Source organism: Buttiauxella massiliensis (assembly GCF_902500225.1).
GTDB lineage: Bacteria > Pseudomonadota > Gammaproteobacteria > Enterobacterales > Enterobacteriaceae > Buttiauxella > Buttiauxella massiliensis.
This window is the reverse complement of sequence record NZ_LR722665.1, coordinates 67,737-87,702: the sequence shown is the minus strand read 5'-3', so window position 1 is coordinate 87,702 and position 19,966 is coordinate 67,737. Positions and strand designations below refer to the sequence as shown.

At 50.3% G+C, this 19,966-nt stretch carries 22 protein-coding genes; 17 read left to right on the top strand and 5 right to left on the bottom strand.

All coding sequences use genetic code 11. The annotated features are described in order from the left end of the window. Window positions 1–18: 18 nt before the first annotated feature. On the bottom strand, window positions 19–1,341 hold the full coding sequence (gene srmB / locus GC128_RS20385) for an ATP-dependent RNA helicase SrmB (RefSeq protein ID WP_151995830.1): 1,323 nt from the start codon (window positions 1,339–1,341) through the stop codon (window positions 19–21). Window positions 1,342–1,474: 133 nt separating this feature from the next. Here srmB and trmN point away from each other — a divergent pair, with 133 nt between their 5' ends. Next, window positions 1,475–2,212: a tRNA(1)(Val) (adenine(37)-N(6))-methyltransferase TrmN gene (gene trmN, locus GC128_RS20380; protein ID WP_064560373.1), complete on the top strand. Its 738-nt coding sequence runs from the start codon at window positions 1,475–1,477 to the stop codon at window positions 2,210–2,212. Here trmN and nadB read toward each other — a convergent pair. Beyond that, a complete protein-coding gene (gene nadB, locus GC128_RS20375) occupies window positions 2,197–3,813 on the bottom strand; it encodes an L-aspartate oxidase (RefSeq protein ID WP_151995829.1) in 1,617 nt (538 codons plus the stop codon). The genes trmN and nadB overlap by 16 nt on opposite strands. A gap of 355 nt (window positions 3,814–4,168) precedes the next feature. Here nadB and GC128_RS23325 point away from each other — a divergent pair, with 355 nt between their 5' ends. From GC128_RS23325 to acpS, 12 genes are all read left to right on the top strand, one after another. Next, window positions 4,169–4,225 carry a hypothetical protein gene (locus tag GC128_RS23325; protein WP_370090880.1) on the top strand — a complete coding sequence of 19 codons (57 nt, stop codon included), beginning with the start codon at window positions 4,169–4,171 and terminating at the stop codon, window positions 4,223–4,225. A gap of 22 nt (window positions 4,226–4,247) precedes the next feature. Then, window positions 4,248–4,823, top strand: coding sequence for an RNA polymerase sigma factor RpoE (gene rpoE / locus GC128_RS20365; RefSeq protein ID WP_034459318.1), 576 nt, complete (start codon window positions 4,248–4,250; stop codon window positions 4,821–4,823). A gap of 31 nt (window positions 4,824–4,854) precedes the next feature. After that, complete coding sequence (gene rseA / locus GC128_RS20360; RefSeq protein WP_064513130.1) at window positions 4,855–5,502, top strand: anti-sigma-E factor RseA; 648 nt, start codon at window positions 4,855–4,857, stop codon at window positions 5,500–5,502. After that, window positions 5,502–6,458 carry a sigma-E factor regulatory protein RseB gene (rseB, locus tag GC128_RS20355; RefSeq protein WP_151995828.1) on the top strand — a complete coding sequence of 319 codons (957 nt, stop codon included), beginning with the start codon at window positions 5,502–5,504 and terminating at the stop codon, window positions 6,456–6,458. The genes rseA and rseB overlap by 1 nt, the downstream gene beginning before the upstream one ends. Continuing rightward, window positions 6,455–6,934, top strand: a complete 480-nt coding sequence (rseC, locus tag GC128_RS20350) for a SoxR-reducing system protein RseC (protein ID WP_151995827.1) — start codon at window positions 6,455–6,457, stop codon at window positions 6,932–6,934. The genes rseB and rseC overlap by 4 nt, the downstream gene beginning before the upstream one ends. 204 nt (window positions 6,935–7,138) lie before the next feature. After that, complete coding sequence (gene lepA, locus GC128_RS20340; RefSeq protein ID WP_064513124.1) at window positions 7,139–8,938, top strand: translation elongation factor 4; 1,800 nt, start codon at window positions 7,139–7,141, stop codon at window positions 8,936–8,938. A 14-nt stretch (window positions 8,939–8,952) separates the two neighbouring features. Then, the gene (gene lepB / locus GC128_RS20335; RefSeq protein ID WP_034459309.1) at window positions 8,953–9,927 is read left to right on the top strand and encodes a signal peptidase I; all 975 of its coding nucleotides are present in this window, start codon (window positions 8,953–8,955) and stop codon (window positions 9,925–9,927) included. Window positions 9,928–10,097: 170 nt separating this feature from the next. Then, window positions 10,098–10,778 (top strand): ribonuclease III, encoded by a 681-nt coding sequence (rnc, locus tag GC128_RS20330; RefSeq protein WP_151995826.1) that lies wholly within the window; start codon window positions 10,098–10,100, stop codon window positions 10,776–10,778. Then, window positions 10,778–11,686, top strand: a complete 909-nt coding sequence (gene era / locus GC128_RS20325) for a GTPase Era (protein ID WP_064513120.1) — start codon at window positions 10,778–10,780, stop codon at window positions 11,684–11,686. The genes rnc and era overlap by 1 nt, the downstream gene beginning before the upstream one ends. A gap of 4 nt (window positions 11,687–11,690) precedes the next feature. Beyond that, window positions 11,691–12,428 (top strand): DNA repair protein RecO, encoded by a 738-nt coding sequence (recO, locus tag GC128_RS20320; protein WP_034459297.1) that lies wholly within the window; start codon window positions 11,691–11,693, stop codon window positions 12,426–12,428. Between the two features lie 77 nt (window positions 12,429–12,505). Continuing rightward, window positions 12,506–13,237, top strand: coding sequence for a pyridoxine 5'-phosphate synthase (gene pdxJ, locus GC128_RS20315; RefSeq protein ID WP_151995825.1), 732 nt, complete (start codon window positions 12,506–12,508; stop codon window positions 13,235–13,237). Continuing rightward, entirely contained in the window at window positions 13,237–13,617 is a 381-nt protein-coding gene (acpS, locus tag GC128_RS20310) for a holo-ACP synthase (RefSeq protein WP_120065337.1), read from the top strand. The genes pdxJ and acpS overlap by 1 nt, the downstream gene beginning before the upstream one ends. On the opposite strand, the gene GC128_RS20305 is transcribed toward acpS, so the two are convergent. After that, entirely contained in the window at window positions 13,614–13,874 is a 261-nt protein-coding gene (locus tag GC128_RS20305) for a YfhL family 4Fe-4S dicluster ferredoxin (protein ID WP_151995824.1), read from the bottom strand. The two genes, acpS and GC128_RS20305, sit on opposite strands and share 4 nt — an antisense overlap. Window positions 13,875–13,929: 55 nt before the next feature. Beyond that, entirely contained in the window at window positions 13,930–14,778 is an 849-nt protein-coding gene (locus tag GC128_RS20300; RefSeq protein ID WP_151995823.1) for a MurR/RpiR family transcriptional regulator, read from the bottom strand. A 126-nt stretch (window positions 14,779–14,904) separates the two neighbouring features. Between GC128_RS20300 and murQ the strand changes: the two genes are divergently transcribed. Genes murQ through tadA form a run of 4 tightly spaced genes read left to right on the top strand, consistent with a single transcriptional unit; the run spans window position 14,905 to window position 18,379 of the window. Continuing rightward, window positions 14,905–15,795, top strand: a complete 891-nt coding sequence (murQ, locus tag GC128_RS20295) for an N-acetylmuramic acid 6-phosphate etherase (protein ID WP_151995822.1) — start codon at window positions 14,905–14,907, stop codon at window positions 15,793–15,795. Window positions 15,796–15,807: 12 nt separating this feature from the next. Then, window positions 15,808–17,175: a PTS transporter subunit EIIC gene (locus GC128_RS20290; protein WP_151995821.1), complete on the top strand. Its 1,368-nt coding sequence runs from the start codon at window positions 15,808–15,810 to the stop codon at window positions 17,173–17,175. 3 nt (window positions 17,176–17,178) lie between these two features. After that, a complete protein-coding gene (yfhb, locus tag GC128_RS20285; RefSeq protein WP_034459281.1) occupies window positions 17,179–17,817 on the top strand; it encodes a phosphatidylglycerophosphatase C in 639 nt (212 codons plus the stop codon). A gap of 58 nt (window positions 17,818–17,875) precedes the next feature. Next, complete coding sequence (tadA, locus tag GC128_RS20280) at window positions 17,876–18,379, top strand: tRNA adenosine(34) deaminase TadA (RefSeq protein WP_151995820.1); 504 nt, start codon at window positions 17,876–17,878, stop codon at window positions 18,377–18,379. Here tadA and mltF read toward each other — a convergent pair. Continuing rightward, complete coding sequence (gene mltF / locus GC128_RS20275; protein WP_151995819.1) at window positions 18,264–19,820, bottom strand: membrane-bound lytic murein transglycosylase MltF; 1,557 nt, start codon at window positions 19,818–19,820, stop codon at window positions 18,264–18,266. The genes tadA and mltF overlap by 116 nt on opposite strands. Window positions 19,821–19,966: the final 146 nt, after the last annotated feature.

The window sequence follows — 19,966 nt, the reverse complement described above, 5'->3', positions numbered from 1 at the left end:
TTTATATTCACTGACGATTTATTCAGCTGATTCGGTTTTAGCACTGCTAGGTTTTCGGCGCTTACCGACATTCTTTTTATCGCGTAGACGAACTTTCACACGCGGTTTTTCTTTCTCGTCTTTTTTCTTCTCTTCGCGCTTCGCGAGCACTTTCTTCGACGGCTTACCAGTGAGTTTCTCACTTGGTGCGCGGGTCGTTGGGCGCAGCTCTTCGATAATGCGCGCTTTCATTGGTTCTTTCATGTAACGCGTGACTTTGCCCAGCAGCAAATGGTCATGCGCTTCAACCAGAGAAATTGCGGTACCTTTGAGACCCGCGCGGCCTGTACGCCCGATACGGTGCAGGTAAGTGTCAGCAGTACGCGGCATATCGAAGTTGAACACGTGGCTCACTTCTGGAATATCGATACCACGAGCGGCAACATCGGTCGCAATCAACACGCTCACACGACCATCAGTCAAACGCTTGATAGCTTCGGTACGCTTCATCTGCACCATTTCGCCTTCGAGGTAGCAGGTGTTAATACCCGCTTCACGAAGCCATGCAACCAGTTCATGCACACGGTCGCGTTTACGGACAAAGACGATTGAACGTGTAGTGTCTGGCTGCTTAAGCAAATGCACCAGCATTGCCGTTTTATGCTCAACGTTGTCAGCACGGTAATACCACTGGTGGATTTTCTTGCGCTCGCGAGTTGAGGAGGTTGCAGAAACTTCTACCGGATCTTCTAACAAACGCTCTGCGAAGTTCTTGATCGCGTCGCCTTCAAGCGTTGCGGAGAACAACATGGTTTGTTTGCGCCAGCGTGTTTCAGCAGCAATGGTTTCGATATCCTGCGCAAAGCCCAGATCCAACATGCGATCGGCTTCATCAAGAATCAGTGTCTCTACCGCACGGCAATCAAAGTTTTCTTCTTTGATGTATTGAAGTAGACGACCCGTCGTTGCAACAACAATATCCTGGTTCTCGCTGAACACTTCCGCGTGGTTCATATAAGCCACGCCACCGGTGATGGTTGCGATATCAAGATGAGTATGTTTTGCCAGTTCACGAGCGTGATCGGCCACTTGCATTGCCAGTTCACGCGTTGGCGTGACGATCAAAATACGTGGTGGGCCAGATTTCTTACGCGGGAAATCGACCAAATGCTGTAACACAGGCAGCAAATAAGCGGCTGTTTTACCGGTACCGGTTGGCGCGGAACCGAGGACATCACGCCCTTCAAGTGCAGGTGGAATGGCGGCAGCCTGAATAGCTGTCGGGCGGGTAAAGCCCTTGTCCTGGAGCGCGAGTAACAAACTCTCGTCAAGTTCCAGTTCGGAAAAAGTGGTTACAGTCATGGTCTTCCTCTATGTAGGGCGCCGATTATAGACGTTATGGCTGCGATCTTCATCTGTTTGTGTGGGTAACTGACGCTTTTCCTGGCAGCGAGTTTCCCCTATGCTACACCCGTTTCTCTATAGGGTAGCTAAGATGTGCAGTCAAAAAGCAGTATTGCGTCGTGATGGATTCACCTTTAAACAGTTCTTTGTCGCGCACGATCGATGCGCAATGAAAGTCGGTACAGATGGCACACTGCTTGGCGCCTGGGTGCCTGTGGCAAACGTGACTAGCGTATTGGACATCGGCACAGGTAGTGGTTTGTTGGCGCTGATGCTCGCGCAACGCACTCCTGATAATGTCACGATCGATGCTGTGGAACTTGATCCTGTCGCCGCTGAGCAAGCTGCGGAAAATGCCAAAGGTTGCCAGTGGGCGCCACGCATAACAGTGCATTGTGCAGATATCCGTGAATGGGCCGAGCAGGCGACACAGCGGTATTCGCTGATTGTCAGTAACCCGCCATTCTTTGAGCAGGGCAGCAATTGTGCATCGGCAGAACGAGCACAGGCGCGCTACACCACGACACTGGATCATAGCGCGTTGTTAAATAGCGCAACGCAGTTAATTACGGAAGACGGTTTTTTCTGTGTGATCATGCCTGAAACGGCGGGAACGGCGTTTACTGAACTGGCTAAAAAGCAGGGATGGCATGTTCGTTATCGTACCGACGTTGCTGATAACGAAACGCGCTTGCCGCATCGTGTCATGCTGGCGCTCTCACCGACAGACGGTGAATATTATACCGATCGATTAACGATTCGTGGGCCAGACCAGCAATATTCAGAAGGCTACTGCAGCCTGACCCAGGATTTCTATTTATTTATGTAGAGTGGCGAGAGAATGCTTGGCCCGGAGTTTTCGGCTAAATCCGGGTAGTCCAGCGTGTAGTGCAGACCCCGGCTTTCTTTCCGCATCATGGCGCAGCGCACAATCAACTCTGCAACCTGCACCAGATTGCGCAGTTCCAGCAAATTGTTCGAGACACGGAAGTTGGCGTAGTACTCGTCGATTTCTTGCTGCAACATGGTGATACGGCGCAATGCGCGTTCCAGACGACGCGTTGAGCGCACAATACCGACGTAATCCCACATAAACAGACGAAGTTCATGCCAGTTGTGCTGGATAACAACTTGTTCATCCGGGTTATCTACACGGCTGTCATCCCAGTCAGGTAAAGAGAGGGAAATGCGCGCATAAGGCATGCGCTTCATTATATCTTCCGCTGCCGACCAGCCATAAACCAGGCATTCAAGCAGTGAGTTTGATGCCATACGGTTTGCGCCATGCAGGCCGGTATATGTCACTTCGCCGATAGCATAAAGCCCGTCAACATCAGTACGCCCATTCTCATCGACCATCACGCCACCGCAGGTATAATGCGCAGCGGGTACTACCGGCACGGGTTCTTTAGTGAGATCGATACCCAGGCCCATCAGTTTTTCATAGATAGTTGGGAAATGGTGGCGCACAAACTCTTCCGGCTTGTGGCTGATATCCAGGTACATGCAGTCTGCACCCAGTCGTTTCATCTCATGATCGATGGCGCGTGCCACGATATCTCGCGGTGCCAGTTCGCCACGCTCGTCAAAATCAGGCATAAAGCGAGTGCCATCCGGGCGCTTGAGATAGGCACCTTCACCGCGCAATGCTTCGGTCAGCAGGAAGTTGCGCGCTTGCGGGTGGAACAGAGCGGTAGGGTGGAACTGATTGAATTCCAGGTTTGCTACACGGCAACCCGCTCGCCAGGCCATGGCTATACCGTCACCTGAAGAGATGTCCGGGTTTGTGGTGTACTGATAAACCTTTGATGCGCCACCGGTGGCAAGGACCACAGCTTTCGCACGACAGGTTTCTACTTTTTCGCGGTTACGGTTCCAAATCCAGGCACCGACAACACGGCGCGTGCCCGGCAGGCCGATTTTGTCCGAGACAATAAGATCGACAGCATTACTGCGTTCAATAACGCGAATATTAGGATGACTCAGCGCTTTACCGACTAGCGTGGTTTCAACTTCTTTACCTGTGGCATCAGCTGCGTGAAGAATTCGGCGATGGCTGTGCCCACCTTCACGAGTCAAATGGTAGCTTTCCGCACCATTTGCCTGGACCTCTGTGTCAAACAGCACGCCCTGATCGATTAGCCATTGCACACAGTGTCGTGCATTACTGGCGACAAACTCCACCGCGTCACGATCACAAATTCCAGCACCTGCGATGAGAGTATCTTCTACATGTGAATCAATACTGTCCGTTTCATCGAACACAGCAGCGATTCCACCCTGAGCATATAATGTTGAGCCTTCATTGATTGGGCCCTTACTCAGAACAATAACTTTGCTGTTTTCGGCAAGCCGTAAAGCAAGAGAGAGGCCAGCAGCTCCGCTACCGACGATTAATACATCACAAGCTAGTTCGGAATTTGCGTTCATCGTGTTTAATTTACTAAACAAAGGTTGGGCCAGCATATCACCCGATGTGGGCTCTAACACGCTTTTTTTAATCAAGTGTTATATGAACTAAACAAAAGAGCTGAAGATCTCAGTTTCATCTGAATTATGTGCTGAATAAGCCATATTTGTTACAGGTCCGATGTTAGTGGCAGATTTTCTGATGAAAAATCATGATTCATGCGATACTCTTCAAGCAGTTTAGCGATCGCCTTTTAGGATAAAAAAGGTGTCACGGTTTGTGCCACGAAACTTATAATCAAGAAGAGATAATTCGTGGAACAGATCAGGAAAACAAAGGCGTAAGGGAACTTTGCTCAAATCGAGCGTTCCAACCGTGAACTTGCTCATATATGCAGAGTTCGGTTGGCTTTTCAATTACGCGTGGAAATAGGTTTGGGGAGACATTACCTCGGATGAGCGAGCAGTTAACGGATCAAGTCCTCGTCGAACGGGTCCAGAAGGGAGATCAGAAGTCATTCAATTTACTGGTAATTCGTTATCAGCATAAAGTGGCGAGTCTGGTTTCCCGCTATGTACCTTCAGGAGATGTTCCTGATGTGGTGCAGGAGTCTTTCATTAAAGCTTATCGTGCGCTGGATTCATTCCGTGGCGATAGCGCGTTTTATACATGGTTGTACCGTATAGCGGTCAACACGGCAAAAAATTATCTTGTTGCTCAGGGGCGCCGTCCTCCATCAAGTGATGTGGACGCAATTGATGCGGAAAACTACGAAAGTGGCAGCGCATTGAAAGAAATATCGAACCCTGAGAACTTAATGTTGTCTGAAGAACTGAGACAAATAGTTTTCCGTACTATTGAGTCACTCCCGGAAGATTTACGCATGGCAATTACGTTGCGGGAGTTGGATGGTTTGAGCTATGAAGAAATAGCCGTCATCATGGATTGCCCAGTAGGGACTGTACGTTCTCGTATTTTCCGTGCACGGGAAGCTATTGATAATAAAGTTCAACCGCTTATCAGGCGTTGACGATAGCGGGTTACTGGAAGGGTAATTAGGCATGCAGAAAGAACAGCTTTCCGCTTTAATGGATGGGGAAACTCTGGATAGCGAACTGCTCGGTACTTTGTCGAAGGACAAAACATTGCAGAACAGCTGGGAGAGCTACCACCTAATCCGCGATACTATGCGCGGCGATACCAGTGAATTACTTCATTTTGATATTGCAGCCAATGTCATGGCCGCGATTGAAAATGAGCCAGTGCGTAATGTCACGCCACTCATTACTGAACAGCAGCCCGAACCTCAGCAATGGCAGAAAATGTCATTCTGGAATAAGGTTCGTCCGTGGGCAAGCCAACTCACCCAAATGGGCGTTGCAGCGTGCGTATCGCTTGCGGTAATCGTCGGGGTGCAGCACTATAATGGTCAGTCTGACAACCCTGCTCAGCCCGAGGCTCCGGTGTTTAACACCTTGCCAATGATGGGTAAAGCGAGTCCGGTAAGCTTGGGTGTGCCGTCTGACAGCACAGCCAGCACAGGTCAGCAGCAGGTACAGGAACAGCGTCGACGTATCAATGCCATGTTGCAAGATTACGAATTGCAGCGTCGTTTACACGCCGAGCAACTCCAGTTTGAACAGGCACAAACCCAGCAAGCTGCGGTACAAGTGCCAGGAAACCAAACTTTAGGAACTCAATCGCAGTAATGAAGCAACTTTGGTATGCCCTGTCTCTTATGACAAGCAGCCTGTTGTTCACCTCAAATGCCTCGGCGGACACTGTTTCGTCCGGGGTATTGTTGCAGCAGATGAACCAGGCAAGTCAGTCACTCAATTATGAGTTGGCATTTATCAGCATTAATAAGCAGGGGATAGAATCTTTACGCTATCGCCATGCAAGGCTTGATAATCGTCCACTTGCTCAATTGCTTCAGATGGATGGCCCACGTCGTGAGGTTGTCCAGCGTGGCAGTGAAATCAGCTATTTTGAACCAGGACTTGAGCCGTTTACGCTCACTGGGGATTACATCGTTGATTCACTCCCATCAATCGTCTACACCGATTTCAAACGTCTCACCCCTTATTACGACTTCATCTCTGTTGGACGTACACGTATAGCCGATCGCCTGTGTGAAGTCATTCGTGTTGTGGCACGAGACGGTACACGTTACAGCTATATGGTTTGGATGGACTCTGAAACCAAATTACCACTGCGTGTTGATTTGCTGGATCGTGATGGCGAAACGTTGGAACAATTCCGCGTTATTTCTTTCAACGTTAGCAAAGAAGCAAATACCATGATGCAAAGTCTGGCAAAGGCAAATTTACCGCCATTGCTGTCGGTTCCAGGTGCTGAGAAAGTCAATTTCTCCTGGGCACCGACCTGGTTGCCACAAGGTTTTAGCGAGGTATCCAGCAGCCATCGTCCATTGCCAACTGTTGACGTCCCGATTGAATCACGTCTCTATTCTGATGGCTTGTTTAGCTTCTCGGTAAACATTAGCCGCGCTGTAAGTAATAGTACCGACCAGCTATTACGCACGGGTCGCCGTACGGTCAGTTCTGAGGTTCGTGACAAAACTGAGATCACCATTGTGGGTGAATTACCTCCGCAAACAGCAAAACGTATTGCTGACAGTATCAAATTCAAGGCTGCGCAATGATCAAAGAGTGGGCAACAGTTGTCTCCTGGCAAAAAGGTGAAGCATTGCTGAGCTGTGATGTAAAAGCGTCATGCAGCAGTTGTGCTTCACGCGCTGGCTGCGGTAGTCGCATACTCAATAAGCTTGGCCCGCAAACCAATCACACCTTATCAGTTGCATGTGATACGCCGCTGGTGACCGGTCAAAAAGTCGAATTGGGCATTGCTGAAGGTAGCCTGATTGGTTCTGCCTTACTGGTTTACATGTCACCGTTGGTCGGTTTATTTCTGGTTTCAGCTCTCTTCCAGGCTCTGTTTGGGACAAACCTTGCAGCGATTTGTGGTGCGTTGCTGGGTGGGGTTGGCGGTTTTCTTATCGCGCGCGGCTTCTCTTTGAAGCTCAGTCGTCGTGAAACCTGGCAGCCTGTTATTTTAAGCGTTGCTCTGCCGCCTGATGCACTGAGAGTCGAAACGGTTACTTCTGCGGACAATCGGTGAAGCTTCTTCTGCCCACGATCTATTTGACACACATTCCACCGGCTTTTCATCACTCAGCTACGCTTGCATGATGACCTGTTTCCTCGCTTTCTCGTTGTAGTGTAGAATGCGGCGTTTCAGGCAAAAGACAGCCATTGACATCATGCTCTGTACAGCGCATTGCGCCGAGCTTTCCCGGATTTGTAAGGCATAAAACCTCTAACTATGAAGAATATACGTAACTTTTCTATTATTGCCCACATCGACCACGGCAAATCGACGCTGTCTGACCGTATTATCCAAATTTGCGGCGGCTTGTCCGACCGTGAAATGGAAGCCCAGGTTCTTGACTCCATGGATCTGGAGCGTGAACGTGGTATTACCATCAAAGCGCAAAGCGTTACGCTGGATTACAAAGCATCTGATGGTGAAACTTATCACCTGAATTTCATCGACACCCCAGGCCACGTTGACTTCTCTTATGAAGTATCCCGCTCTCTTGCAGCCTGTGAAGGTGCATTGCTGGTGGTGGATGCCGGGCAGGGTGTAGAAGCTCAGACTCTGGCAAACTGCTACACCGCGATGGAAATGGATCTGGAAGTGGTTCCAGTTCTAAATAAAATTGACCTGCCAGCAGCTGATCCTGAACGTGCTGCGCAAGAAATTGAAGACATCGTCGGCATCGACGCCGCCGATGCTGTGCGCTGCTCTGCAAAAACTGGTTTTGGTGTGACGGATGTTCTTGAACGTCTGGTACGTGATATTCCTGGCCCAGAAGGGGACCCAGAAGCGCCATTGCAGGCACTGATCATTGACTCCTGGTTCGATAACTATCTTGGCGTTGTTTCTCTGGTGCGTATCAAAAACGGTACCATGAGAAAAGGCGACAAAATCAAAGTAATGAGCACCGGCCAGGTTTATAACGCTGACCGCTTGGGCATTTTCACACCGAAACGTGTTGATCGTGATGTTCTGGGCTGTGGTGAAGTAGGCTGGTTGGTTTGTGCAATTAAAGACATTCTCGGCGCACCGGTCGGTGATACCCTGACCCTTTCGCGTAACCCGGCAGATAAAGCGCTGCCAGGCTTTAAAAAAGTGAAGCCGCAGGTTTATGCAGGTCTGTTCCCGGTTAGCTCTGACGATTACGAAAACTTCCGTGATGCGCTTGGTAAGCTTAGCCTGAACGATGCTTCCCTGTTCTATGAACCAGAAAGCTCCACTGCATTGGGCTTCGGCTTCCGTTGCGGCTTCCTCGGTCTGCTGCACATGGAAATCATTCAGGAGCGTCTGGAGCGTGAATACGATCTTGATCTGATTACCACAGCACCTACGGTAGTTTACGAAGTCGAAACCACGACCGGCGAAACTATCTATGTTGATAGCCCATCTAAGCTGCCAGCACTGAATAACATCGCAGAACTGCGTGAGCCAATTGCAGAATGTCATATGCTGATGCCACAGGAATATCTGGGCAGCGTTATCACTCTGTGTATCGAAAAACGCGGTGTGCAGACCAACATGGTTTACCACGGTAACCAGGTTGCATTGACTTACGAAATTCCAATGGCTGAAGTGGTTCTCGACTTCTTCGACCGTCTGAAATCAACATCCCGTGGCTATGCTTCATTGGATTACAACTTCAAACGCTTCCAGACTTCTGACATGGTGCGTGTAGATGTTCTGATTAACGGCGATCGTGTTGATGCCCTGGCATTGATCACGCACCGTGGTAACTCGCAGTTCCGTGGCCGTCAGTTGGTTGAGAAAATGCAAGAGCTGATCCCTCGCCAGCAATTTGATATTGCGATTCAGGCGGCTATCGGCGCACATATCATCGCGCGTTCTACTGTGAAACAGTTGCGTAAAAACGTATTGGCAAAATGCTACGGCGGTGACGTCAGCCGTAAGAAAAAGCTGTTGCAGAAACAGAAAGACGGTAAGAAGCGTATGAAGCAAGTCGGTAACGTCGAATTGCCTCAGGAAGCGTTCCTCGCCATTCTGCACGTCGGCAAAGACAGCAAATAAATTAAGGAGTTGGCATGGCGAATATGTTTGCGCTAATCCTCGTGATAGCGACGCTGGTAACGGGCCTTTTATGGTGTATTGATAAATTTATCTTTGCGCCAAAGCGTCATGAAAAACAGGCGGCAGCGCAAGCTGCCACTGGTGATGCACTTGATAGCAAAACGCTAAAAAAAGTCGCACCTAAGCCAGGTTGGTTAGAAACGGGGGCATCCGTATTCCCGGTGCTCGCTATTGTCTTGATCGTGCGTTCATTTATTTATGAGCCGTTCCAGATTCCATCAGGATCAATGATGCCAACCTTATTAATTGGCGACTTTATCCTGGTGGAGAAATTTGCTTACGGTATTAAAGATCCGATTTACCAGAAAACGCTCATTGAAACGGGTCACCCAAAACGCGGTGATATTGTGGTATTCAAATATCCACAAGATCCACGTCTGGATTACATCAAGCGTGCCGTTGGTTTGCCGGGCGATCGCGTCAGTTACGATCCAGTGGCAAAAGAAGTCACTATTCAGCCAAATTGCAGCTCGGGGCAGGCATGTGATAATGCTCTGCCAATTACCTACAGCAATGTAGAGCCAAGTGATTTTGTGCAGACTTTTGCGCGTCGTAATGGCAGCGAAGCTAATTCTGGTTTCTTCCAGTTGCCGCTGAACCAGACCAAAGAAGACGGGATTCGCCTGTCTGAGCGCAAAGAAACACTGGGTGATGTAACTCACCGCATTTTGACTGTGCCAATCGCTCAAGACCAACTGGGTATGTATTACCAGCAACCGGGCCAGCAACTTGCTACGTGGATTGTGCCACCGGGCCATTATTTTATGATGGGTGATAACCGCGATAACAGCGCTGATAGCCGTTATTGGGGCTTTGTTCCTGAGGCAAATCTGGTAGGTAAAGCAACCACTATCTGGATGAGTTTTGAGAAACAAGAGGGTGAATGGCCAACGGGTGTTCGCTTAAGTCGTATTGGCGGAATTCATTGATCAATTAAATCCATTCAGATAACGACTTTCTATGTCGTTATCTATAGAATATCCCCCCGTATTAAGGTTGGCTCCCATAAGGGAGCCACGGCAAACGAAACAGCGTTGGTTCTCTTTTTCAGGTCTGTTCCGTGTGCTGAATAATTGACGCATTCATTAATTGGTATCGCATGAACCCCATCGTAATTAATAGGCTGCAGCGTAAGCTGGGCTACACTTTTGTACATCAGGATCTGTTGCAGCAGGCATTAACGCATCGCAGTGCCAGCAGCAAGCACAATGAGCGTCTGGAATTTCTGGGTGACTCCATTCTTAGCTACGTTATTGCAAACGCGCTTTACCATCGTTTCCCTCGTGTAGACGAAGGTGATATGAGTCGTATGCGTGCAACGCTTGTTCGTGGAAATACACTGGCAGAAATTGCCCGCGAATTTGAATTAGGCGAATGTCTGCGCCTTGGGCCGGGTGAGTTGAAAAGTGGTGGTTTCCGCCGCGAATCTATTCTGGCCGATACCGTCGAAGCCTTAATTGGTGGTGTTTTCCTCGACAGCGATATCCAGAATGTTGAGCGTTTAATTCTTTCCTGGTATCAATCTCGTCTGGATGAAATTAGCCCAGGCGATAAGCAAAAAGACCCTAAGACGCGTCTGCAAGAATATTTGCAGGGTCGCCACTTGCCACTGCCAGCTTATTTGGTAGTGCAGGTTCGTGGTGAAGCGCACGATCAGGAATTTACCATTCACTGTCAGGTGAGTGGCCTGCCTGAGCCGGTGATTGGTACCGGTTCAAGCCGCCGTAAAGCGGAACAGGCTGCAGCTGAGCAGGCGCTTATCAAGCTGGAGCTGGAATAATGAGCGAAGAACAAACCTTTTGCGGATTCGTGGCCATCGTTGGTCGCCCGAATGTCGGCAAATCCACGCTGCTAAACCAGTTGCTTGGGCAAAAAATCTCTATCACTTCCCGTAAAGCGCAGACGACTCGTCACCGCATTATGGGCATCCATACTGAAGGCCCGTATCAGGCGATCTACGTTGATACCCCGGGGCTGCATATGGAAGAAAAGCGCGCCATCAACCGCCTGATGAACAAAGCTGCCAGCAGCTCCATCGGTGACGTTGAACTGGTTATCTTCGTGGTTGAAGGCACTAAGTGGACCGCCGACGATGAGATGGTGCTCAACAAACTGCGTGATGCGCGTGCGCCGGTAATTCTTGCGGTGAACAAAGTCGATAACGTTCAGGACAAAGGCATTTTGTTGCCGCACCTGCAATTCCTCGGCAGCCAGATGAACTTCCTTGATATCGTGCCTATTTCTGCGGAACACGGTATGAACGTAGACACCATTGCAAGCATTGTTCGCAAGCGTCTACCAGAAGCAATTCATCACTTCCCGGAAGAATACATCACTGACCGTTCACAGCGTTTCATGGCGTCTGAGATCATCCGTGAAAAACTGATGCGTTTCCTGGGCGCGGAACTGCCATATTCCGTTACCGTTGAAATTGAACAGTTTGTAGAGAATGCTCGTGGTGGTTTCGACATCAATGGCCTGATTCTGGTTGAACGTGAAGGCCAGAAGAAGATGGTTATTGGCAATAAAGGCGCCAAAATCAAAACCATCGGTATCGAAGCGCGTAAAGACATGGAAGAGATGTTTGAAGCCAAAATCCACCTTGAACTGTGGGTTAAGGTGAAATCCGGTTGGGCAGACGACGAGCGCGCGCTGCGTAGCCTGGGTTATACCGACGATCTGAAATAAGAAAATGGAAGGCTGGCAACGGGCTTTTGTCCTGCATAGTCGCCCCTGGAGCGAAACCAGCCTTCTACTTGATCTTTTTTCTGAAGAGTCCGGGCGCGTTCGTTTAATTGCGAAAGGTGCTCGTTCTCGCCGCTCTAATCTCAAAGGGACTCTACAACCCTTTACCCCCTTGCTGGTTCGCTGGGGCGGACGTGGTGAAGTTAAAACACTCCGTAGCGCCGAAGCTGTCTCGCTTGCACTTCCCTTGAGTGGTATCACGCTTTACAGCGGCCTGTACGTCAACGAGCTGATTTCACGCGTGCTGGAAGACGAAACCCGTTTCTCCGAATTATTCTTCGATTATCTCCACTGTATTCAGGCTCTCGCTGGAACGAGCGGTTCACCCGAACCCGCTTTACGCCGTTTTGAATTGGCTCTGCTTGGGCATCTGGGTTATGGTGTGGATTTTCTGCATTGCGCAGGAAGCGGCGAAGAAGTCAGCGATACCATGACCTATCGATACCGTGAAGAAAAAGGCTTTATCGCAAGCCTTGTTGTCGATCATTACAGCTTCACTGGCCATGAATTAAGAGCGCTTGCTAACCGCGAGTTTCCTGACGTCGCCACGTTGCGCGCGGCTAAACGTTTTACGCGTATGGCATTAAAACCCTATCTTGGCGGCAAACCTCTCAAAAGCCGCGAATTGTTCCGCCAGTTTGTGCCCAAAATTCGACCACTCAAATCACCTCAAGACCCGCAATAACGCAAGGCCCGTAGCCACGCTTTCCTTACCCGGTGTAAACTGCCTCAACTAAAACCGTTCTGACCTCGAGGATTGTCATGGCTGAATTACTGTTAGGCGTCAATATCGATCACATCGCAACTTTACGTAATGCGCGCGGTACGGCATACCCAGACCCAGTACAAGCAGCATTTATCTGTGAACAAGCCGGTGCTGATGGTATTACGGTTCACTTGCGTGAAGATCGCCGCCATATCACCGACCGTGATGTTCGTATCTTGCGTCAGACACTTGATACACGCATGAACCTTGAAATGGCTGTAACTGAAGAGATGGTTGGGATTGCTTGCGAAACCAAACCTCATTTCTGCTGCCTGGTGCCGGAAAAACGCCAGGAAGTGACCACTGAAGGTGGTCTGGATGTTGCTGGTCAGCTGGATAAAATGCGTGATGCCTGCAAACGCCTGGCTGATGCCGGTATTCTGGTTTCCCTGTTTATTGATGCTGACCACGCGCAAATTGATGCGGCTGTCGCTGTTGGCGCACCATATATCGAAATTCATACCGGTTGCTACGCAGATGCCGAAGACGAAGCGACTCAGGCCAAAGAACTGGCGCGTATTGCAGAAGCTGCCACTTACGCTGCTGGCAAAGGCCTGAAAGTGAATGCGGGACATGGTCTGACTTATCACAACGTGAAAGCCATTGCCCGCCTGCCAGAAATGCACGAGCTGAATATCGGCCATGCAATTATTGGCCGTGCGGTAATGAGTGGTTTGAAAGAAGCGGTGGCAGAAATGAAACGCCTGATGCAGGAAGCGCGTAGCTAATGGCGATTCTTGGCCTGGGCACCGATATTGTGGAGATTGCGCGTATTGAAGGCGTTATCTCGCGTTCGGGAGACCGACTGGCAAAGCGTGTACTCAGTGCCAACGAATGGCTGCAATATCAGGCGCACCAGCAACCGGTGCGCTTTTTGGCTAAACGTTTTGCAGTAAAAGAAGCGGCGGCGAAGGCGTTTGGAACGGGTATTCGCAACGGCCTGGCGTTTAACCAGTTTGAAGTGTTTAACGATCCGTTGGGTAAACCGCAATTACGTTTTTGGGAAGAGGCCGAGCGAGTCGCGCAAAAATTAGGTGTGCGTTCAGTGCATGTGACGCTTGCTGATGAGCGCCACTATGCCTGCGCAACAGTCATTATTGAGAGCTAAAGCTTGTCGGCGTGATGCAACTGGACAAATTTGTCCCACAGGTGCTCTTCGTTCTCAATGCGAGCCGGATCTTTGATGATGGTATTCGGAATCGGGCAGACTTTCTGGCAGGTTGGCGTTTCGTAATGCCCAACGCACTCGGTACAACGATCGGCGTTGATCTCATAAATACTATCGCCCATGGAAATGGCCTCGTTCGGGCACTCCGGCTCGCACATATCGCAGTTGATACATTTTTTAGTGATAAGTAGCGCCATGGGAAGATCTCGATAACATCAGAAACAGGGCGGGCATTATACGCCCAATCCCCGATCAAACCAGTTTTTTTACCAGTGCTTCACTGTGCCGAATACGCTTCGGTGCGTGCTCCAAATCCCTCTGTACCAGCGCCATAAACAGCAAATCGGTTAGCATCATCTGCGCGCTGGTGGAGGATATTGCTGCACTGCGTGTCGCCTGCTCTTCGGCGATGGTGTACAGACACAGCGTCGCGCGCTGCTGTAAAGCATTTGGCGTAAAGCCTGTGATGGCGAGGATCTTCGCGCCGGTGCGCAGGGTTTCATCTGCCGCGAGGTTTATCTCACGCCGTTCACCAGAATAAGAAATCGCCAGTAATACATCGTCACTGCTTGAGGCTTGTGCCGTCGCAAGTAGCGCATGCATATCTTGCTCTGCAACCGCGTTAATCCCGATTTTCATCAACTTCCAGGCAAAGTTTTTGGCAACCAGCCCTGATGCACCGATGCCAACCAGCAGCACGCGTCGCGCATTGCGCAGCATATTCACGCTCGCCAGCAGCTTTTCTTCGCTGTTGACATCAAGTGTTGCGTGCATCGCTGCCATATTATCTTTGATCAGTTTCTCGCCCACCAGCCGCAGCGGATCGTCTCCAAGAATAAGATTATGTACCGCGACTGATTGTGGTTGCTGGCCGCTGGCCATCGCTTCACTAATAGCGAGTTTCAGGGCCGGGAAGCCTTTGAACCCCAGTTTTTGGGAGAACTTCACCACGCTTGACTGGCTCACACCGGCTTCAGTAGCAAGCTGCTGAGAACTTAAATGGCGGGCGTAGTCGGGCTTTTCGAGCAGAAAGTCGGCCAGTTTACGGTCACTCTGTGCAAGCGTTGAGTAGCGGCTTCGGATACGCAGTAAACAGTTCATGTCCTCTCCAGTCTGCCGGGTCAATAATGTGAGCCGCTCCATAATAACGTAAATTACGCTCGCCTGAATGAATTTTATATTCCATTATGTTGGAACAGTAAGGAATTAAATATTCAAAGGTGCATGATGAATCTCGGCTCACTCGTTTCTGAAACTCGTAATCCACAAACAATGGATCTCGATTGCCTCTCAACACTCGAAATGGTCGAGCGTTTTAATCAACAAGACGCTCTGGTGGCGGGGGCAGTTGAAAAAACATTGCCGGAAGTTGCCCTTGCCGTCGATGCCGCAAGTGAATCACTCAAGGCGGGCGGGCGTTTGATTTATATGGGCGCGGGAACCAGCGGGCGCCTTGGGGTTCTGGATGCCTCCGAATGTCCACCAACGTTTGGTGTTCCGCACGGTTTGGTCATTGGCTTAATTGCGGGTGGTCCAGGGGCATTGCTGAAAGCCGTCGAAGGTGCCGAAGATAACCAGCAATTGGGTGAAGACGATCTGAAAGCATTAGACCTGACGGCTAACGATATGGTGGTTGGGCTTGCAGCGTCAGGCCGCACGCCCTATGTGATTGGCGGCCTGCGTTATGCGCGTAACCTTGGTTGCCGTACTGCCGCCATTTCCTGTAATCCGGGTTCCGCTATTGCGCTGGAAGCTGAAATTGCTATTTCTCCGGTCGTCGGCCCGGAAGCGTTGACCGGTTCTACTCGTCTGAAATCTGGCACTGCGCAGAAGCTCGTATTGAATATGATTTCCACTGGCGCGATGGTCAAATTAGGGAAGGTTTACCAGAACCTGATGGTGGATATGAAAGCCACCAATATCAAGCTGGTGGACCGCGCCTGCCGTATTGTTGTTGAGGCTACCGGTGCTGCTCGTATCGATGCCGAAAACGCGCTCAAACAAACTGATTATGAAGTAAAACCCGCCATTCTTATGATACTCACCGGTGTGGATGCTCAAACCGCGCAAGTGCGCCTGGCTGATAGCCACGGTTATCTCCGCTCCGCCTTAAAATAAAGGTACTGAATCATGGATAAGACAGCGGCTCTGGCCAGTGAGATTTTGCTCGGCATCGGTGGGCAGGCAAACATCGCCCGTCTGGAAAACTGCATGACCCGCGTGCGGGTAGAAGTTAATGACGATGGGCTGCTGGATATTACGAGCCTGAAAAAACTGCCGGGAGTGAGCGGCTATGTGAAGCAGGGTGCGCAACATCAGCTGATTGTCGGGCCAGGGCGTGCCGCGCAAGTAGTGGATGCCATGCGCGAGCTGCTGCAAAGCAGCGGGCAGGTCATCACAGCAGAAGATGATATTGCGCAGAATAAGGCTCAAGCCAAAGCGCGTTACCAGGCGCCGATGAGCGAAGCGCTGCGTAAACTGGCTAATGTCTTTATTCCATTGATTCCAGCTTTTATTGCATCGGGTCTGATCACTGGAATTATCAACATTCTGAAGCGCCCGGATATTGTTGGCGACATGGCCACCCAGTACCCGAACATTCTCGGCTTACTCGCCATCTTCGGTAGCGCCGTGTTTGCTATCATGAATATTCTGGTGGGCGTCAACGCGGCTAAAGTATTCGGCGGTTCGATGGCGATGGGTGGCGTGATGGCGGGGATACTTTCCAGCCCGCAACTCGCGCAAATCCATCTGTTTGGTGAAAACCTCCAGCCTGGCCGCGGCGGCGTTATCGCCGTGTTGCTGGTGGTAGCGTTGATGTGCTGGATTGAAAAACGCTTACGCAAGTTGTTGCCCGGTTCAATTGAGCTGATCCTCAACCCGCTCCTGACGACTTTGATTACCGCTTCGATTGCTATTGTTGCTTTGCAACCGTTGGGTGGTCTGATTTCTGATGCGATTGCTCACGGCGCCACAATGGCAATCGACAAAGGTGGTCTGGTGGTTGGCGCGGTGCTTTCCGGGGCGTTCTTGCCATTGGTGCTTTCGGGTTTGCATCAGGGGCTGGTGCCGATTCACGTTGAGCTTATCCAGACTCATGGGCAGAACGCCTTACTGCCAATTCTGGCGATGGCTGGGGTTGGACAAGTTGGCGCTGCGCTTGCGGTCTACATGAAAACACGCAATCAGCGGCTGAAAAAACTTATCAAAGGGGCATTGCCAGTCGGGCTGCTCGGTATTGGTGAACCGCTGATTTTCGGGGTGACTTTGCCGCTTGGTAAACCGTTTATCGGCGCGTGTTTGGGTGGTGCGGTTGGCGGGGCGCTGATCAGTTACTGGAAAGTGGCGACGGTTATTACATTTGGCATTTCAGGTTTACCACTGGCATTAACCATTGTTACCGGAAAAGTGATGCTCTATCTGTTAGGCTTTCTGATAGCGGTTATCGCAGGGTTCTTATTTACGTGGTTTATGGGCTTTAACGATCCAGAGGAGTAACGTTTGACAACTCAGAGTGAGCGTCGGGTAGTATTTTTCGATTTAGATGGCACGCTTCATCAGCAGGATATGTTTGGCAGCTTCTTGCGCTTCCTGCTGCGTCATCAGCCTCTCAATCTGTTACTTGTCATTCCGCTTTTGCCGGTGATAGGTGGCGCGTTGCTGATTAAAGGACGTGCTGCTCGCTGGCCAATGAGCCTGTTACTGTGGGGGGCTACCTTTGGTCATAGCGAAACGCGCCTCAAGCAGTTGGAAGCAAACTTCGTCACCTGGTTCCGTGGGCAAGTTACAGCTTTTCCTGTTGTGCAGCAGCGCCTTACCGATTACCTGACAAGCTCAGATGCTGATGTCTGGCTGATTACTGGCTCACCGCAACCGCTGGTGCAGCAGGTGTATTTCGATACTCCCTGGTTACCGAAAGTGAAGCTGATTGCCAGCCAAATCAAGCGTTCCCACGGTGGGTGGGTGCTCACATTACGTTGCCTTGGGCATGAAAAAGTCTCACAGCTGGAACAGCAAATCGGCACACCTTTGCAACTCTACAGCGGTTACAGCGACAGCAACCAGGATAACCCTCTGCTCTATTTTTGCCAGCACCGCTGGCGGGTTACGCCGCAAGGTCAGTTACAGCAGCTCGAATAATTCCGTCTGGCATAACGACTGTGTATAATGCGCGCCCGAATATAGGCCGGAGAATCCCTTGTCAGAAAGCGAATTGAACCACGAACACTGGATGCGTCATGCGCTGACCCTTGCTCGCCGTGCGTGGGAAGAAGGTGAAGTTCCTGTCGGTGCAGTGCTGGTCCATAACAACCAGGTGATTGGTGAAGGCTGGAACCGCTCTATTGGGCGACACGATCCGACAGCCCATGCTGAAATTATGGCGTTGCGTCAGGGTGGTTTGGTGCTGCAAAACTACCGTCTGTTGGAAACAACACTGTATGTCACCCTCGAACCGTGCGTTATGTGTGCAGGTGCGATGGTGCATGGACGTATCGGAAACCTGGTGTTTGGTGCGCGTGATGCTAAGACCGGAGCAATTGGATCTCTGATGGACGTGGTAGGGCACCCTGGTATGAATCACCAGGTTATGGTGACTGAGGGCGTACTGGCAGAAGAGTGCTCGGCAATGTTAAGTGATTTTTTTCGAGTCCGCCGTCTGGAGAAAAAGGCCCTAAAGGAAAAGGCCCGTAGCTCGGAGTAGCTAGTTCTACAGGAGCTACTGCCGGGTAAGCTTCGGCATATTTTTCTTCTTGCGCCACCTGTTTCTCTTTTTCAAGCAAATATCCCGCAAGGCTAATGTGATACTTACGGATATTTTCTACATAGGCGTACGCTTCATGACCACGGGCGTAACCATAAGTCGTTTTGCTGTAATACTGTTTTTGGCTCAGTAGCGGCAGCCGAGTTTTGACATCCGCCCAACTGTCCGGGTTACCTTTCTGCTTCGCCGTAAGCTGACGGGCATCAAGCATATGGGCGTACCCCATGTTATATGCCGTCAGAGCAAACCAAATACGCTCCTCCTCTGGCACGCTATCGGGCACTTTTGACATCATATCTTTCAGATAACGACTCCCTCCTTCAATGCTTTGCTCTGGGTCTAACCGGTCAGTAACACCGAGACTTTGCGCGGTATTTTTGGTCAGCATCATGAGCCCGCGCACGCCAGTTGGTGAGGTGGCCTGATCATCCCAGTGCGATTCCTGATACGAAATCGCCGCCAGCAAACGCCAGTCTATTTCAGTGGCATATTTTTCGAATAACGGCTGAAGCGTTGGTAGCACGGTATCAACCGCTTTTAGGAAGGTACGTGTATCTACGTAGTCAAAATCCCCAACGTGACCGAGATATTTCTCTTCAAGACGCGCAAAGGTGCCATCGCTATTAAGGCGGTTATAGAAATCGAGTAGCGCCGCGGAAAGGCTATCATCATAATCTAACGCGCTAAACCAGGTGATCGGTTGCTCGTCGGTCACATCCAGAGCGACAGCAAGCTGTGGATGGACGCGTTGGAAGGTGCTGATGGCAACAGAGTCCGCAATGGTAAAGGCAATCTCTCCATCAACCACTTTTTGCATCAGTTCAGTGCTGCTGTGTTGTTCATCGACTCGCCAGCTTAAATCCGGGAATTTTTCTGCTTTCAGCTTGTTCAAAGCATTAAGTGAAGTTACGCCAGGCGACAGTACCAGTTGGTTATCTTTGACACCTGCCAGCGTTTTGGGGCGTGGGCTGCCGATGCGATAAACCATCTGCTGAGAAACTGAATAGTATGCTGGTCCAGCTTGATAACGCTGACCGCGTTGCGCGTTATAGACCAGTCCTGCCGCTATCACATCGGCATCGTTATTATCAATGTCATCAAACAGTTCCTGGATATTCGGACGAACGGTGACTTCCAGCTTTACGCCAAGATAGTCAGCAAACTGCTGAGCCAACTCGTAATCGAGGCCTATTTTTTTGCCTTGATAAAGGGTGTAGGTCAGTGGTGACTCAATAGTACTGACGCGTAAAACCCCCCGCGATTGAATAGCGGCGATACGGTTTTCGGCTTGTCCGAACCAGGGTATGGAGGGCCAGAGCGCCACTGCCAGCAACACGGTTACGGCACCGATGAGCAGATAATTAATCTTAAATCTTTTCAAATAGTTAATCTTCTGCGGTGCGTCGAGTCTTCGCTAACAACAGGCTTCAAAAGTTGAGGTTATACAAAAAGGTGTGGCGCATTTTGCTTAACAAAACGCCACTGCGCAACTTATTCAACATTTCTGGCTGAATTTTAAGCAATGAA

What these genes read in the sequence shown, in the direction of transcription:
- rseC (WP_151995827.1), top strand. Translation starts at nt 6,455, where the DNA reads ATGATCAAAGAGTGGGCAACAGTTGTCTCCTGGCAAAAAGGTGAAGCA.
- era (WP_064513120.1), top strand. Translation starts at nt 10,778, where the DNA reads ATGAGCGAAGAACAAACCTTTTGCGGATTCGTGGCCATCGTTGGTCGC.
- pdxJ (WP_151995825.1), top strand. Translation starts at nt 12,506, where the DNA reads ATGGCTGAATTACTGTTAGGCGTCAATATCGATCACATCGCAACTTTA.
- acpS (WP_120065337.1), top strand. Translation starts at nt 13,237, where the DNA reads ATGGCGATTCTTGGCCTGGGCACCGATATTGTGGAGATTGCGCGTATT.
- lepA (WP_064513124.1), top strand. Translation starts at nt 7,139, where the DNA reads ATGAAGAATATACGTAACTTTTCTATTATTGCCCACATCGACCACGGC.
- nadB (WP_151995829.1), bottom strand. Translation starts at nt 3,813, where the DNA reads ATGAACGCAAATTCCGAACTAGCTTGTGATGTATTAATCGTCGGTAGC.
- rseB (WP_151995828.1), top strand. Translation starts at nt 5,502, where the DNA reads ATGAAGCAACTTTGGTATGCCCTGTCTCTTATGACAAGCAGCCTGTTG.
- rseA (WP_064513130.1), top strand. Translation starts at nt 4,855, where the DNA reads ATGCAGAAAGAACAGCTTTCCGCTTTAATGGATGGGGAAACTCTGGAT.
- rpoE (WP_034459318.1), top strand. Translation starts at nt 4,248, where the DNA reads ATGAGCGAGCAGTTAACGGATCAAGTCCTCGTCGAACGGGTCCAGAAG.
- murQ (WP_151995822.1), top strand. Translation starts at nt 14,905, where the DNA reads ATGAATCTCGGCTCACTCGTTTCTGAAACTCGTAATCCACAAACAATG.
- GC128_RS20290 (WP_151995821.1), top strand. Translation starts at nt 15,808, where the DNA reads ATGGATAAGACAGCGGCTCTGGCCAGTGAGATTTTGCTCGGCATCGGT.
- recO (WP_034459297.1), top strand. Translation starts at nt 11,691, where the DNA reads ATGGAAGGCTGGCAACGGGCTTTTGTCCTGCATAGTCGCCCCTGGAGC.
- lepB (WP_034459309.1), top strand. Translation starts at nt 8,953, where the DNA reads ATGGCGAATATGTTTGCGCTAATCCTCGTGATAGCGACGCTGGTAACG.
- trmN (WP_064560373.1), top strand. Translation starts at nt 1,475, where the DNA reads ATGTGCAGTCAAAAAGCAGTATTGCGTCGTGATGGATTCACCTTTAAA.
- GC128_RS20300 (WP_151995823.1), bottom strand. Translation starts at nt 14,778, where the DNA reads ATGAACTGTTTACTGCGTATCCGAAGCCGCTACTCAACGCTTGCACAG.
- srmB (WP_151995830.1), bottom strand. Translation starts at nt 1,341, where the DNA reads ATGACTGTAACCACTTTTTCCGAACTGGAACTTGACGAGAGTTTGTTA.
- rnc (WP_151995826.1), top strand. Translation starts at nt 10,098, where the DNA reads ATGAACCCCATCGTAATTAATAGGCTGCAGCGTAAGCTGGGCTACACT.
- GC128_RS20305 (WP_151995824.1), bottom strand. Translation starts at nt 13,874, where the DNA reads ATGGCGCTACTTATCACTAAAAAATGTATCAACTGCGATATGTGCGAG.